The 13,606-nt window shown below is 68.1% G+C and carries 12 protein-coding genes; 6 read left to right on the forward strand and 6 right to left on the reverse strand.

Annotated features, from left to right (window positions below; all coding sequences use genetic code 11):
* The first annotated feature begins 2 nt into the window (after positions 1-2).
* On the forward strand, positions 3-950 hold the full coding sequence (locus ACG04R_RS04760) for a LysR family transcriptional regulator (protein ID WP_394406798.1): 948 nt from the start codon (positions 3-5) through the stop codon (positions 948-950).
* On the opposite strand, the gene ACG04R_RS04765 is transcribed toward ACG04R_RS04760, so the two are convergent.
* Positions 951-2,711 carry a zinc ribbon domain-containing protein gene (locus ACG04R_RS04765; RefSeq protein WP_394406800.1) on the reverse strand — a complete coding sequence of 587 codons (1,761 nt, stop codon included), beginning with the start codon at positions 2,709-2,711 and terminating at the stop codon, positions 951-953.
* A gap of 130 nt (positions 2,712-2,841) precedes the next feature.
* Here ACG04R_RS04765 and ACG04R_RS04770 point away from each other — a divergent pair, with 130 nt between their 5' ends.
* Both ACG04R_RS04770 and ACG04R_RS04775 read left to right on the forward strand, forming a co-directional pair.
* Positions 2,842-3,882: a quinone-dependent dihydroorotate dehydrogenase gene (locus tag ACG04R_RS04770; RefSeq protein ID WP_394406801.1), complete on the forward strand. Its 1,041-nt coding sequence runs from the start codon at positions 2,842-2,844 to the stop codon at positions 3,880-3,882.
* Positions 3,883-3,889: 7 nt separating this feature from the next.
* A complete protein-coding gene (locus ACG04R_RS04775) occupies positions 3,890-4,402 on the forward strand; it encodes an outer membrane protein assembly factor BamE (protein ID WP_394406802.1) in 513 nt (170 codons plus the stop codon).
* Between the two features lie 93 nt (positions 4,403-4,495).
* Here ACG04R_RS04775 and ACG04R_RS04780 read toward each other — a convergent pair whose 3' ends face one another.
* From ACG04R_RS04780 to ACG04R_RS04800, 5 genes are all read right to left on the reverse strand, one after another.
* Complete coding sequence (locus ACG04R_RS04780) at positions 4,496-5,008, reverse strand: FxDxF family PEP-CTERM protein (RefSeq protein ID WP_394406803.1); 513 nt, start codon at positions 5,006-5,008, stop codon at positions 4,496-4,498.
* Between the two features lie 199 nt (positions 5,009-5,207).
* A complete protein-coding gene (gene parC, locus ACG04R_RS04785) occupies positions 5,208-7,532 on the reverse strand; it encodes a DNA topoisomerase IV subunit A (protein WP_394407258.1) in 2,325 nt (774 codons plus the stop codon).
* A 14-nt stretch (positions 7,533-7,546) separates the two neighbouring features.
* The gene (locus ACG04R_RS04790) at positions 7,547-8,203 is read right to left on the reverse strand and encodes a lytic transglycosylase domain-containing protein (RefSeq protein ID WP_394406805.1); all 657 of its coding nucleotides are present in this window, start codon (positions 8,201-8,203) and stop codon (positions 7,547-7,549) included.
* The gene (locus ACG04R_RS04795) at positions 8,200-8,724 is read right to left on the reverse strand and encodes a GNAT family N-acetyltransferase (RefSeq protein ID WP_394406806.1); all 525 of its coding nucleotides are present in this window, start codon (positions 8,722-8,724) and stop codon (positions 8,200-8,202) included. Before ACG04R_RS04795 ends, ACG04R_RS04790 begins: the two co-directional genes overlap by 4 nt.
* A gap of 7 nt (positions 8,725-8,731) precedes the next feature.
* Positions 8,732-10,726, reverse strand: a complete 1,995-nt coding sequence (locus tag ACG04R_RS04800; RefSeq protein ID WP_394406807.1) for a DNA topoisomerase IV subunit B — start codon at positions 10,724-10,726, stop codon at positions 8,732-8,734.
* Positions 10,727-10,782: 56 nt separating this feature from the next.
* Here ACG04R_RS04800 and ACG04R_RS04805 point away from each other — a divergent pair, with 56 nt between their 5' ends.
* Genes ACG04R_RS04805 through ACG04R_RS04815 form a run of 3 tightly spaced genes read left to right on the forward strand, consistent with a single transcriptional unit; the run spans position 10,783 to position 13,603 of the window.
* Positions 10,783-12,240, forward strand: a complete 1,458-nt coding sequence (locus tag ACG04R_RS04805) for an amidohydrolase family protein (RefSeq protein WP_394406808.1) — start codon at positions 10,783-10,785, stop codon at positions 12,238-12,240.
* Positions 12,241-12,254: 14 nt separating this feature from the next.
* The gene (locus ACG04R_RS04810) at positions 12,255-13,481 is read left to right on the forward strand and encodes an MFS transporter (protein WP_394406809.1); all 1,227 of its coding nucleotides are present in this window, start codon (positions 12,255-12,257) and stop codon (positions 13,479-13,481) included.
* On the forward strand, positions 13,478-13,603 hold the full coding sequence (locus ACG04R_RS04815; RefSeq protein WP_394406811.1) for a hypothetical protein: 126 nt from the start codon (positions 13,478-13,480) through the stop codon (positions 13,601-13,603). Before ACG04R_RS04810 ends, ACG04R_RS04815 begins: the two co-directional genes overlap by 4 nt.
* The last annotated feature ends 3 nt before the right edge of the window (positions 13,604-13,606 follow it).

The raw sequence follows: 13,606 nt of genomic DNA on the forward strand, positions 1-13,606 counted from the left end.
CAATGGGCCGCCTTGAAGACCTGCAAGCCTTCGCCCGCGTCGTCGACGCGCGCGGCTTCTCCGGCGCCGCGCGGCTGCTGGGCACGACCAAGTCGGCCGTCAGCAAGCAGGTCGTGCGGCTGGAAGACCAGCTCGGCACGCGGCTGCTGCACCGCACGACGCGCAACGTCAGCCCCACCGCTGAGGGCCGCGCCGTCTACGAGCGTGCGTTGCGGCTGCTGGACGAATCGCTCGCGCTGGAGACCGAGCTCGCCGGCCGCCGCGACGAGCCGCGCGGCGTGCTGCGACTGTCGGTGTCCACGGCCTTCGGCAACCTGCAGTTCACGGCACTGATGGCCGAGTTCTGCGCGCGGCATCCGCAGATCGACGTCGTGCTGGGATTGAACGACCGCTACGTGGACCTTGCCGAGGAAGGCTTCGACGTCGTGCTGCGGCTGACGAGCAAGCCGTCGGACGGGCTGGTCGCCCGGCGGCTGGCGGCCATCCGCTTCGTGCTGTGCGCCTCGCCGGCCTACCTCGCTGCGCACGGTGAGCCACAGTCTGTTCAGGACATCGCCGGCCACCGCTGCCTGCGCTTCGGCTACCTGCAATCGCCCGACCGCTGGCGCTTCCGGCATGCAGAACACGGCGACGCCGAGGTAGAGACCCGCGGCGTGTTGCGCTTCGAGAGCGGGTTGACGGCCAACAGCAGCGAGAGCCTGCGCGTGGCAGCGCTGGCCGGCATGGGCTTGGCGGTGCTGCCGACCTACGCCATCGGCGCCGACCTGCGCGCCGGCCGGCTGAAGGCGGTGCTGCCCGGCTGGCAGCCAGTGGGAGGCCTGGCCGACGCCGACACGCTCTTCGCCGTCTACCTGCCCAACCGCCACCAGGCACCCAAGGTGCGCGCGCTGATCGACTTCATGCTGGAGAAGACGGGCGACGTGCCGCCATGGGACCGCGACGACCTCTGATCAGGCAGCCGTCATCCGCTCGCCGCAGCCCTGGCAGAAGCGCGCATCCGGCAGATTCCTGGCACCGCATTGGCGGCAAAACAGCTGCTTGGGCGACTCCCCTGCCGCCACTGCGGCTGGTGCGCCCAACAGCGCGGCCGCCTCGCCCGGCAGCGCAGGCGCCCCGACGGCTGCCGTCAGCGCACGCTCGGCATGCGCCAGTGCAGCGATGCGGCTCATGTCCTCGGCACTGTCCGGGGCCACCAGGCTGGCACGGGCACGGCCGAAATCGCTGAGATGCTGACCCAGCTCCCGCGCCTCGGCGTCGGTGGAGAACATGGCGGTGATCTGGCGCCGGCCATCCTTGCCGAACACGACCGACTCGACACGCGCACGCCAGACGCGCAGTGTCATGGCCTCGGTGCGCACGATCTGGTTGCTGGTGTGCACCTTGGCCGTGAGCTGGTTGCCCGTGCCCACGCTGGCTGTCTGGTAGGTGCCGTCCATCTCGACCCAGACCAGCACCGACTGGAAGTCGAAACGCCCCCACAGTTGGGCCGACGAACGGAAGCAGAAGCCCGCCACGACCAGGAAGATCGACGAGGCGCCGAACAGATGCAGCGGCAGCGCCTGGCCGTCCTGCGCCAGCATCCGCTGCGTGAACAGGCAGGCGCAGACGGTGGCCACCACCGTCAGCAACGTGGCGTAGAGATCCAGCCCCGCCAGGAAACGGTGGCGCGTTGAGCCCAGTGCCTGCCCGATGGAAGCCGGCACCGTGCGGGGAATGGGAATGGGCTGGGACTCCTCCAGCAGCTCGCCGTTGAACGGACCGGCATGCAGCTCCGGCTGGATGACCGGCGTGGCGCGCGCATAGCGGCGGTTGGGGATGCGCTCCGTCCACTGTTCCTGCATGCGCCGCTCCAGTTCATCCAGCAACAGGCTGGGCGGCACATTCAGCGACAGACGGAGTTGCTCCATGCTGGTCTGCGTCGGAGGTGGGGACGAAACCTGCTGCAAAGCAGCCAGCAGCAGCAGCCCGGCGGCGAGCGTGCCCGAAACCAGCAGCATGAAGGTCTGCGGGGCGAGCGAGAACGGCAGCACCGGCAGGCCCTTGCCGGCCATGCTCACCACTGCAGGCCCCACCACGGCGGCAGCGATCAGCGCCACCAGCGTCTTGGTGCTGAAGCCAGCGCGGCCACCGCCCAGGAACGGCCGCAACAGGAAAAGCAGCCCGAACACGAAATAGGCGGCCGACAGCAGCGGCCGGCTCGCCTCGGCACCGAACACACCCCAGGCCAGCACGAAGCTCAGCGAGGCCGCGACCATCGCGCAGACATTGAAGAAGGCGCTACGCGCCTGCTGCTGCACCGACAGCGGCGCCGTGATGAGTTGCGGCACCCAGTGATAGAGCACGCCGTCCACGGCACCCGAGGGCTCCGGGTAGGGCAGCGCGCCCTCGCGGAGCAGGCGCTTGATCCAGTCGGCCGCGGGCGAGTTGCCCGTCGCGGTCGGAGGGATCTCGGGTGCCAGCGAATGCGGGCGCCCGCGGCCGAAGAAGAAGCGCAAGCGCTTGGCCGCCACACCCGCCGCCAGCACGCCGGCGAACAGCAGGGCGATACCAATCGCCAGAGGCACGGGCGCCAGGCTCTGCCGCGCCGCCGTCAGTGCAAACAAGCCCCCCGCGACGAGAACCGCGCTGCACACGAACAGCAGCGCGTTCTGGACCTTGTAGGGGTTGGGCAACTCCAGCGTCGTTCCAGCCGAGCTGTAGTCGTAACTCATGGCGACCTCCTTGAATGTTTGAATCTTCCGCGGCCGCGAGGCTACCGCACTCCACACGGCCGGCATCGCCGGCACTGACGCCGCAGGGCTGGGCGAAGCAATGGCCGCACGGCTGAGAGAATCGCGGACTATGCCGCTGATCCCCTACGCCCTCGCCCGCCCCTTCCTCTTCGGCCTGGACGCCGAGCAAGCCCACGAACTGACGCTGAACAGCATTGCCAAGCTGCAGAACACGCCCGCGCAGGCGCTGTGGTGCGGTGAGCGCATCAGCGACCCGGTGACGATTGCCGGCCTGCGCTTTCCCAACCGCATCGGCCTGGCTGCCGGCCTGGACAAGAACGGACGCTGCATCGATGGCCTGGGGGCGATGGGCTTCGGCTTCATCGAGGTGGGCACGGTCACGCCCAAGGGCCAGCCCGGCAACGACAAGCCGCGCATGTTCCGCCTGCCCGAGGCCAACGCGCTGATCAACCGGCTGGGCTTCAACAACGAGGGCCTGCAGAGCTTCGTCGCCAACGTGCAGCGCGCGCACAGCTTCCGCAAGGCCGGCGGCATCCTGGGCCTGAACATCGGCAAGAACGCCGCAACGCCGATCGAGAACGCGGCCGACGACTACCTGCTCGGGCTGGAAGGCGTGTTCCCGCACGCGGACTACATCACCGTCAACATCTCCAGCCCCAACACGAAAAACCTGCGCGCGCTGCAGAGCGACGAGGCGCTGGATGCATTGCTGTCCCGCCTGCAGGAACGCAAGCTGCGGCTGGAAAGCCAAAGTGGCCGCAAGGTGCCGATGTTCGTCAAGATCGCCCCGGACCTGGAGGAAGACCAGGTTGCTGTCATCGCGCAGACGCTGAAGGCCAACGGCATCGACGGCGTCATCGCGACGAACACCACCATCGCCCGCGACAAGGTACAGGGTCTTGCCCATGCGAACGAGGCTGGCGGCCTGTCCGGCGCGCCGGTGTTCGAGGCCAGCAACCGCGTCATCCGCCTGCTGCGCGCAGCGCTGCCAGCCGGCTACCCCATCATCGGCGTGGGCGGCGTGCTCAGCGGCGCCGACGCGCGCGCCAAGATCGATGCCGGCGCCGACCTTGTGCAGGTCTATACCGGACTCATCTACAAGGGGCCGGGTCTCGTCACCGACTGCGCGAAGGCCCTCGCCCGCCGCTGACAACACCATGCGTATCACCGCCCTCGCCTCCTCCATCGCAATTTGCAGCCTGCTGCTGGCCGGCTGCGTGACGGCGCCCGACCGCGATGCGCGACTGCAGCCCGGGGTCAGCCGCAGCGAGGACGTCATGGCCTTCTACGGCCAGCCTCGCCGCATCTGGCCCGAAGCCGACGGTGGTCGCACGCTGGAGTATTCGAGCCAGCCGATGGGCCGGCACTGCTACATGATCCGACTGGCCGCCGATGGCCGGCTGGTGGGCATCGAGGACGGCCTGTCACCCGCCAGCCGCGCCCGCATCGAGCCCGGCATGACGCCGGAGCAGGTCAGCCGCATCCTCGGCACCGAACGAAGCCGCGTGCTGTTCCAGCTGAGCGGAGAGGACGTCTGGGACTGGACCATCGAGCCCGACCAGATCGGCTACGGCATGCGATTCAACGTCCACTTCAAGGATGGGCGGGTGCTGCGCACCTCACAGAGCATGGTGTTCCCCAGCCGTCGCTTCCCCGGCCTGGACGACTGACCAGAAAAAAAAACGCCCCCGACGCTTGTGGCGCCAGGGCGATGGAGACATTCACTCGCGGGATCGGGTCGATCCCGCTGACCTGCTCGCGGATCAGTAGTCGCGGCGACGACGCGAAGCGACGAAACCGACGATGCCCAGGCCGGCACCCAGCAGGGCGTAGGTTTCGGGTTCCGGCACCGGCGCAGCGGTGGCCGTGGCCGAGATCGAGTAGGCAGACAGCGCCGAGTTCGACAGACCGAACACCTTGAAGTAGTAGCTCCCGGCAGTCACGGTGTCGAAATGGCTGGTGGACACGGACGTGAAGCCATGGCCGACAACCAGTTGGTCGTCAGCGTTGCCGACGATGGAATCGGCACCCGCCGTGTAGATGCCGTAGAAGGCCGGGTTGAGGTTGCCGAGGAAGGTCGTCACGTTGCTCTGAACGATCGAATTGACCGACAAAGAGAACGTGAAGTTGTCGTTCACGACGCCGCCGAACGATGTGGCAACGCCACCGCTGGAGGAAATGGTGGGGGACAGGGTACCGAGATTCGCGGTAGTGGCCTGTGCAGCAACTGCTCCCAGAGAGAGAGCGGCTAGGGCTGCGATGGTTTTCAACTTCATTTGCGTAGCTCCTGACTTTGACGGTCAAGCACAACCGCCGGACGTCATTGTGCAGTGCAGCGAAGCGGTGAAAAGTCTCACACCCCCTTCGGCCTAGGGGTACATCCTCTGGTATTTGTAGCCGCTTGTAAGGTTACGCCCCTAATTTGCCAGATTTGCACCAGTCCAAGGCAAGTGCTACCGATTCTGGGCGGCCGACTCAATCCGGTGCGAGGCCGGCCACCTTCTGCAGCCCCTCCACAGCCTTGCCCTTGCGGGCGCGCTTGCCGGCGTGCGTCGCGAGGGAATGGTTCTTCAGAAGCTCCTCGCGCGGCTTGCCGCCACGGCCGCTGCCGAGCACACGCAACTGGGTCGCGAAGCAGGCGATGGACAGCACGACATCCTTGGCCTCCAGGTCCATCAGCGTCAGGCCCTTGCCACCCTTGGGCTGGTGCTTGAGCTCGTCGAGCGGGAAGCTCAACAGGCGGCCCTGGTCGCTCAGCACGGCCACCTGCAGCGCGACGGCGTGGTTCGGCACGACGGCCAGCAACGGCGTCTCGCCCTCGTCCAGCGCCAGGAAGGTCTTGCCGGCCTTTTGGCGGCCGACAAGGTCGCCGACCTGGGCGATCAGGCCGTAGCCGGTCGAGCCGGCCATGACGAGGCGCTGCGCGGGCGCGGCCGCCAGGTAGTGCGCGATCTGCGTGCCGCTCTCCAGCTCGATCAGCGTCGTGATGGGCTGGCCGTCGCCACGCCCGCCGGGCAGGACCGAAACCGGCACCGAGTAAACGCGGCCGTTGCTGCCCATGACGATGAGCGGATCGACGCTGCGGCAGCGGAAGGCGCCCCACAGGCTGTCGCCGGCCTTGAACGTCTGCGCGGCGACATCCACCTCGTGACCCTTGAGCGCGCGCACCCAGCCCTTCTGGCTGACGATGACGGTGACCGGCTCGTCGACGACCTTGACCTCGGCCGTGACGCGCTTCTCCGCCTGGATCAGCGTGCGGCGGTCGTCGCCGTACTGCTTGGCGTCGGCCTCGATCTCCTTGATGACGGTGCGGCGCAGTGCGCTGGCGCTGCCGAGGATGTCCTCCAGCTTGGCGCGCTCGTCACGCAGCTTGGACAACTCCTGCTCGATCTTGATGGCCTCCAGCCGCGCCAACTGGCGCAGGCGGATTTCGAGGATGTCCTCGGCTTGGGCGGAGCTCAGGTTGAAGCGTGCGATCAACGCAGCCTTGGGCTCGTCCGACTCACGGATGATGCGGATGACCTCGTCGATGTTCAGCAGCACCAGTTGCCGGCCTTCCAGCACATGGATGCGCTCGTTGACCTTGGCCAGGCGATGCTCGGTGCGGCGGCGCACGGTGGTCTGGCGGAAACCCACCCACTCGGTCAGCACCTGACGCAGGCTCTTCTGCGTCGGACGGCCGTCGTCGCCGATCATCGTCAGGTTGACCGGCGCGCTGCTTTCCAGGCTGGTGTGGGCCAGCAGCGTGTTGATGAGGTCCTGCTGCTCGACGGTGCGACTCTTGGGCTCGAAGACGATGCGCACGGCCGCGTCCTTGCTGGACTCGTCGCGCACGCCGTCCAGCACCGCCAGCAGGCTGGCCTTGAGCTGCAGCTGCTCGGGCGTCAGCGTTTTCTTGCCGGCCTTGACCTTGGGGTTGGACAGCTCCTCGATCTCCTCCAGCACCTTCTGCGCGCTGGTGCCGTGCGGCAGCTCGGTGACGACCAGTTGCCACTGGCCGCGGGCCAGATCCTCGATCTTCCAGCGCGCCCGCAGCTTGAGGCTGCCACGGCCCGACGTGTAGGCGGCACGGATCTCCTCCGGCGCGCTGATGAGCTGGCCACCGCCGGGGAAGTCCGGGCCGGGGATCAGCTCGAACAGTGCGTCGTCGGCGAGCTGGTCGTCCTTCAGCAGCGCGACAGCGGCCGCAGCCACCTCGCGCAGGTTGTGGCTGGGGATCTCGGTGGCCAGGCCGACCGCGATGCCACTGGCACCATTCAGCAGCACGAAGGGCAGGCGCGCCGGCAGTTCCGCAGGCTCCTGCGTCGTGCCGTCGTAGTTGGGACGGAAGTCCACCGTGCCTTCGTCGATCTCGTCGAGCACAAGGCGGGCGATGGGCGCTAGGCGCGCTTCCGTGTAGCGCATCGCCGCAGCGCCGTCGCCGTCGCGGCTGCCGAAGTTGCCATGGCCGTCGATGAGCGGGTAGCGCAGCGAGAAGTCCTGCGCCATGCGCACCAGCGCGTCGTAGACCGACTGGTCGCCGTGCGGGTGGTAGCTGCCCAGCACGTCGCCGACGACCTTGGCGCCCTTGACCGGCTTGGCGCCGGACGCGCCGCTCCAGCCCAGCCCCAGGCGCTGCATCGAGTAAAGGATGCGGCGCTGGACAGGCTTCTGGCCGTCGGAGTAGGACGGCAGTGCACGGCCCTTGACGACGCTGAGCGCGTATTCGAGATAGGCCTGCTGCGCGTAGGCCGCCAGCGTCAGCGCGTTGGCGTCATCGCCGCCGTTGCTGCCCCCGTCGTTGGGGCCGTTGAAGTCGATCGTGGTCTGGGAACTCATGGGTGCAGGGCTAAGCGCTGCGCGTGAGCCGGCTGGCTCTGCTGCAGCAGGGCCCAGTACAGCTCGAGGACGAGCTGCACATGGGCCTGGGTTTCTTCGATATCGGGCACGCGGTTGCCGGCGCGACGCACAGCGCCCTCGCCGGCATTCCATGCTGCGAGCGCGGCGTCGATGCGGCCGAAGCGGCGCATCAGGTCGGCGAGCATGCGGGCACCGATGTGGATGTTGATGCGCGGCTCGATGAGCCGCGCGGCGTCGGCCGGCGTCGCGTAGCGGCTGGCCGCCTCGGGCGTGATCTGCATCAGGCCCAGCGCGCCTCGGGGCGACACCGCGCCACGCTGGTAGCCAGACTCGACGGCGATAACGGCCTTCAGTAGGTCGGCATCGACGCCATGTTCGGCGGCCGCCTCGCGCAGCCAGGGCTGGACGGCCTTCACCTCGGGCGCGATATCCAGCCAGTTCAGCAAAGCCAGGCCCGCGTCGGTCTTGCCAGGCACCCGCTGCATACCGACGCCGCCGAGCACGGGCGCATAACGCGAGTCCACCTGGCGCTGCGCGAAATGGGCCACGCCGCTACCGTCGACATAGCCCCACAGCTCCGCCCGCACGGGCAGCGCGAGGGCGAGCAAGACAAGCGGCAGCCAGCGCGTCATGCCGACTCCAGCCCCAGCGCGACGCGCGCCTGGTATTCGCGGTCCAGCAGCGACATGACGACCAGCGAGTCGTAGCCGTCGGCGCCATCGATGGTCACGCGCACGCTCTCGCGCAACCGACCCTCCTCGACGAAGCCTTCGCTCTGGTAGAGCTTCAGCGCACGAATGTTCAGCGCCTTCACGTCCAGCCAGAACCGGTGCGCCCTCAACTGCGTGAAGGCCATCGCCTTGAGTTGCCGCACGGCCGCACGGCCGAGGCCGCGCCCCTTGGGCTGAAGCACGAGGCGCTTCAGCTCCACGGAGCTGTTGGGATTGCGACATCCCTGCAGGATGACGAAGCCGATGCGCGCCAGTTCGTCGCCTTCTTCAACGATGAAATGCCGCGAGTCGGGGAAACGGATCGCGCCCTCGTGCTGCGTGCGCTCCCAGGGCGTGATGAACGGCAGGTTGGCGCCGTCGCGCTCGACCGAGGCCACCCAGTCGAGGTCCGACAGCATCGTGGGACGCAGGCGCAGGCTCATGCCAAGCTCAGATGTCTATCTCGACCGAGTCGCCGTGAAGCTCCATCAGCTCGCGGCGCGAGGCGGCCTCGCCCTTGCCCATCAGCTTGTTGAACGCCTCGACGGTGGCGCCGAAATCGAACTGGCCGTACTCGACACGCGACAGCCGCCGCGTCTCCGGGTTCAGCGTCGTGTCCCACAGCTGCTCGGCGTTCATCTCGCCCAGGCCCTTGAAGCGGCTGATGCTCCACGAGCCCTCGCGCGCGCCTTCCTTGCGCAGCTTGTCCAGCGTCGCGGCCAACTCGCCATCGTCCAGCGCGTAGAGCTTGGCCATGGGCTTCTTGCCGCGGGCTGGCGCATCGACGCGGTACAGCGGCGGGCGGGCGACGAACACATGGCCGGCCTCGACCAGCTTGGGGAAGTGGCGGAAGAACAGCGTCAGCAGCAGCACCTGGATGTGCGAGCCGTCGACGTCGGCGTCCGACAGGATGCAGACCTTGCCGTAGCGCAGGCCGGACAGGTCCGGCGTGTCGTTCGGGCCGTGCGGGTCCACGCCCAGCGCGACGGAGATGTCGTGGATCTCGTTGTTCTTGAACAGCAGGTCGCGCTCGACCTCCCACGCGTTCAGCACCTTGCCGCGCAGCGGCAGGATGGCCTGGGTTTCCTTGTCGCGGCCCATCTTGGCGCTGCCGCCTGCGGAGTCGCCTTCGACGAGGAAGACCTCGTTCAGGGTCAGGTCGCGGCTTTCGCAGTCGGTCAGCTTGCCGGGCAGCACGGCCACGCCGGAGCCTTTGCGCTTCTCGACCTTCTGGCTGGCGCGTTGCCGCGTCTGCGCCTGCTTGATGACCAGCTCGGCCAGCTTCTTGCCGTGGTCCACGTGATGGTTCAACCATAGCTCCAGCGCCGGCTTCACGTAGGCGGACACCAGCCGCAGCGCGTCGCGCGAGTTCAGGCGCTCCTTGGTCTGGCCCTGGAACTGCGGGTCCAGCACCTTGGCGCTCAGCACGAAGCTGGCCCGCGAAAACACGTCGTCGGGCATCAGCTTGACGCCCTTGGGCAGCAGCGAATGCATCTCGATGAAGCCCTTGACCGCGCCGAACAGGCCATCCTTCAGGCCCGACTCGTGCGTACCGCCCGCCACCGTCGGGATCAGGTTCACGTAGCTCTCGCGTAGCGGTGCGCCGTCTTCCGTGAAAGCCACACACCAGGCAGCACCCTCGCCTTCGGCGAAGTTCTCGCTCTCGCCGGCGGTGGCGAAACCCTCGCCCTCGAACAGCGGGATCAGCGGGTCGCTGTTCATCGACTGGGCCAGGTAGTCACGCAGGCCGGCCTTGTACTGCCAGGTGGTGACCTCGTTGGTCTTCTCGATCTTCAGCGTCACGATCACGCCCGGCATCAGCACGGCCTTGGAGCGCAACAGATGAATCAGTTCGTGACGCGGCAGCTCCGCGCTCTCGAAGTATTTGGGGTCGGGCCACACCCGCACCGTCGTGCCCTGCTTGCGGTCGCCACTGACCGCCGGGCGGGCGACGACCGGCTGCACCACGTCGCCATGCTCGAAGGCGATGCCGGCGACCTGCTTATCGCGCCAGACGGCCACCTCCAGCCGCTTGGCCAGCGCGTTCGTCACCGACACGCCCACGCCATGCAGGCCGCCGGAGAAGCTGTACGCGCCGCCCGAGCCCTTGTCGAACTTACCGCCGGCATGCAGCCGCGTGTAGACGATCTCGATGACCGGCACGCCCTCCTCGGGGTGCAGGCCGAACGGAATGCCGCGGCCGTCGTCTGCGACCGACACGGAACCGTCGGCATGCAGCGTCAGGTCGATGCGCTTGCCGTGGCCGGCCAAAGCTTCGTCGGCGGCGTTGTCGATGACTTCCTGGATGCAGTGCAGCGGGTTCTCGGTCCGGGTGTACATGCCCGGCCGCTGCTTGACGGGTTCCAGCCCCTTCAGAACACGGATGGAGGCTTCGCCGTACTCGGCGGGTTTGGCGGCGGAAGAGGAAGACGGACGACTCGACATAGGGGCGGGATTCTAAGAAGTAGGATTCGCGGCCCTCGAAGACCGAGTTCCGAAGCTTGAGATTCCTGATTGCTTGCCTGTTGCTGACCTGTATTTTTTCACAGGCCCAGACCCCACTTCCTCCGCAACAGCCCTACCAGGCCAGCGCGCCGCTGTCGTGGGAGCTGAAAAACGCCCGCTGGTTCGACGGCCACGCCATCCAGCGTGGCAACCTCTACGTCGAGAACGGCGTGTTCGTCGCGAAGAAGCCGCCCAAGGTCAACCGCAAGATGGACATGCGCGGGCAGGTGCTCATCGGCCCGCTGGCCGAGGCGCACAACCACAATCTGCAGACCGCCTGGGGCTGGGGCCAGTTCGCCGACGCCTACATCGACCAGGGCGTGTTCTACGCCGCCATGCTGTGCGGTGACCCGGACAATGTCGCCGCCGTCAAGCCGCTGGCCGCCGCGCCGGCTGCGCCGGACGTCAGCTTCATCACCGCCTGCATCACGTCGAGCGACGGCTACCCGCTGGCCGCCGTGCTGCCCGAGCCCACGGCTGAGGCTGCCGCAGCGCAAAAGCAGATCGTCCTCGTCGACAGCCCCGAGCAGGCCGTCCAGCAATGGCCGGCCATCAAGGCACGCGGCGGCCAGTGGCTACGCCTCGTGCTGGCGCACAGCGAGCGCCCGGAGCTGCGCCAGATGACCGAACACTTCGGCCGCCTGGGCCTGACGCCCGAGTCGGCCGCCGCGCTGACCCGGCTGGCCCATGCCGATGGCCGCAAGGTCGTCGCCCACGTGGAGACCGCCGCCGACTTCGATGCCGCGCTGGCCGCCGGCGTGGACGTCATCGCCCATCTGCCCGGCTACGCCAACATGCTGGACGAGCCGCCCGAGCACTTCGCCATCACCGAGGCCGCCGCCGCCCAAGCGGCCCACCAGCACACCGCCGTCATCACGACGACGGCCGCTACCGCCCTGTTCAAGCAGGAACCCGCGGCACTGGCGGCGCTGCGCGACGTGCAGCGCGCCAACCTCGCCCGCCTGCAGGCCGCCGGCGTGCAGTTGCTGATCGGATCGGACGTCTTCATCGGCACGGCGCGCGCAGAACTGCACGCGCTGGAAGACCTTGGTCTGGAACCTGCCACGCTGCTGCGCCTGGCCACCGTCGACACGCCGCGCGCCCTCTTCCCGGGCCGCAAGCTGGGCTGCTTCGAGCCCGGCTGCGAGGCGAGCTTCCTCGTGCTGGGCAGCGACCCGATCGCCGACCTGGCCCAGGTCGACATGCCGATGCTGCGCGTCAAGCAGGGCCGGCTGCTGACCCGGCTGGCCGACGTCGCCGCGTCCAGTTCGCAGGCCAGCGCGTCGACCGCCGATGCGCCAACCCGCAAGGTCGCGGGCAAGAAGTCCGGAAAGGGCAAGGCCACCACCAAGGGCTCGGCCAAGTCGGCAGCTACCAAGTCAACCGCCAAGACTTCCGGCAAGACGGCGACCAAGACGCAATCCAAGACGACCAGCAAGGCCACCTCGCGCTGATTACAGTCGCCGGCATGAACACCGCCCGCCCCGCAGCCTCCGGCCTGTCCGTCCAACAGGTGCTGCTGTGCGGCGCCATGATCGTCACGCTGTCGATGGGCATCCGCCACGGTTTCGGCTTCTGGCTGCAGCCCATCATCACCGAGCGCGGCTGGACGCGCGAGACCTTCTCGTTCGCGATAGCCGTGCAGAACCTCGCCTGGGGCGCCGCCGGCCCCATCGCCGGCATGCTGGCCGATCGCTTCGGCTCCTGGAAGGTGCTGATCGCCGGCGGCCTGGCCTATGCGCTGGGCCTGCTGGCGATGTCCGTCGCCAGCAGCCCGCTGACATTCACGCTCGGTGCCGGCGTGCTGATCGGCATCGCGCAGTCGGGCTCGACCTACGCCGTCATCTACGGCGTGCTGGGCCGCACCGTGTCGCCCGAGAAGCGCTCCTGGGCCTTTGGTGTCGCCGCCGCGGCGGGCTCGTTCGGCCAGTTCGTCATGATCCCGCTCGAAACCTGGCTCATCAGCCACCTCGGTTGGCAGACGGCACTGTTCCTGCTCGCTGGCACGGCGCTGCTCATCGTGCCGCTGGCGCTGGGCATCCGCGAACGCCAGGCAGTCGGCCCCGCGGCCGGCCACCAGAGCATCGGCCAGGCGCTGCGCGAGGCCTTCGGCTATCGCAGCTTCCAGTTGCTCATGCTGGGTTATTTCGTCTGCGGCTTCCAGGTGGTCTTCATCGGCGTGCACCTGCCCAGCTACCTGAAGGACCACGGCCTCGGCATCGAGGTGTCGACCGGCGCGCTGATGCTGATCGGACTGTTCAACATCTTCGGCACCTACGCCGCCGGCTCGCTGGGCCAGCGCCTCCCCAAGCGCTACCTGCTGTCTGCCATCTACGGCCTGCGCGCCGTCGCCATCGCCACCTTCATCACCGTGCCGCTGACGCCGCTCAGCGTCTACGTATTCGCCGCGGTGATCGGCTTCCTGTGGCTGTCCACGGTGCCGCCCACGAACGCCGTCGTCGCGCAGATCTTCGGCGCGCAGCATCTGTCCATGCTGGGCGGCTTCGTGTTTTTCAGCCACCAGATCGGCAGCTTCCTGGGCGTGTGGCTGGGCGGCAAGCTCTACGACGCCACCGGCAGCTACGACGTCGTCTGGGTCCTCGCCATCGCTCTGGGCGTCATGGCCATGCTCGCCAACCTGCCGGTGCGCGAGGCGCCCATCGACCGATCCGCGCCGGGAGCGCAACCGGCATGAAGCCGCGCCGCTGGATCGTGCCCATGCTGGTCCTGGCCACGCTGGCCTTGACCGCGCTGGCCTACCGCCACCCGGCGGTCATGATCCAGCTCAGCGAGCAGATCTGGGCTTGCTTCGGATGACCG

It is taken from the genome of Pelomonas candidula, from assembly GCF_043555985.1.
GTDB classification, from domain to species: domain Bacteria; phylum Pseudomonadota; class Gammaproteobacteria; order Burkholderiales; family Burkholderiaceae_C; genus Pelomonas; species Pelomonas candidula.

Coding starts and splice junctions, on each gene's coding strand:
- ACG04R_RS04765 (WP_394406800.1), bottom strand. CDS start 2,711: ATGAGTTACGACTACAGCTCGGCTGGAACGACGCTGGAGTTGCCCAAC.
- ACG04R_RS04775 (WP_394406802.1), top strand. CDS start 3,890: ATGCGTATCACCGCCCTCGCCTCCTCCATCGCAATTTGCAGCCTGCTG.
- ACG04R_RS04815 (WP_394406811.1), top strand. CDS start 13,478: ATGAAGCCGCGCCGCTGGATCGTGCCCATGCTGGTCCTGGCCACGCTG.
- ACG04R_RS04780 (WP_394406803.1), bottom strand. CDS start 5,008: ATGAAGTTGAAAACCATCGCAGCCCTAGCCGCTCTCTCTCTGGGAGCA.
- ACG04R_RS04760 (WP_394406798.1), top strand. CDS start 3: ATGGGCCGCCTTGAAGACCTGCAAGCCTTCGCCCGCGTCGTCGACGCG.
- ACG04R_RS04790 (WP_394406805.1), bottom strand. CDS start 8,203: ATGACGCGCTGGCTGCCGCTTGTCTTGCTCGCCCTCGCGCTGCCCGTG.
- ACG04R_RS04770 (WP_394406801.1), top strand. CDS start 2,842: ATGCCGCTGATCCCCTACGCCCTCGCCCGCCCCTTCCTCTTCGGCCTG.
- ACG04R_RS04795 (WP_394406806.1), bottom strand. CDS start 8,724: ATGAGCCTGCGCCTGCGTCCCACGATGCTGTCGGACCTCGACTGGGTG.
- ACG04R_RS04810 (WP_394406809.1), top strand. CDS start 12,255: ATGAACACCGCCCGCCCCGCAGCCTCCGGCCTGTCCGTCCAACAGGTG.
- ACG04R_RS04800 (WP_394406807.1), bottom strand. CDS start 10,726: ATGTCGAGTCGTCCGTCTTCCTCTTCCGCCGCCAAACCCGCCGAGTAC.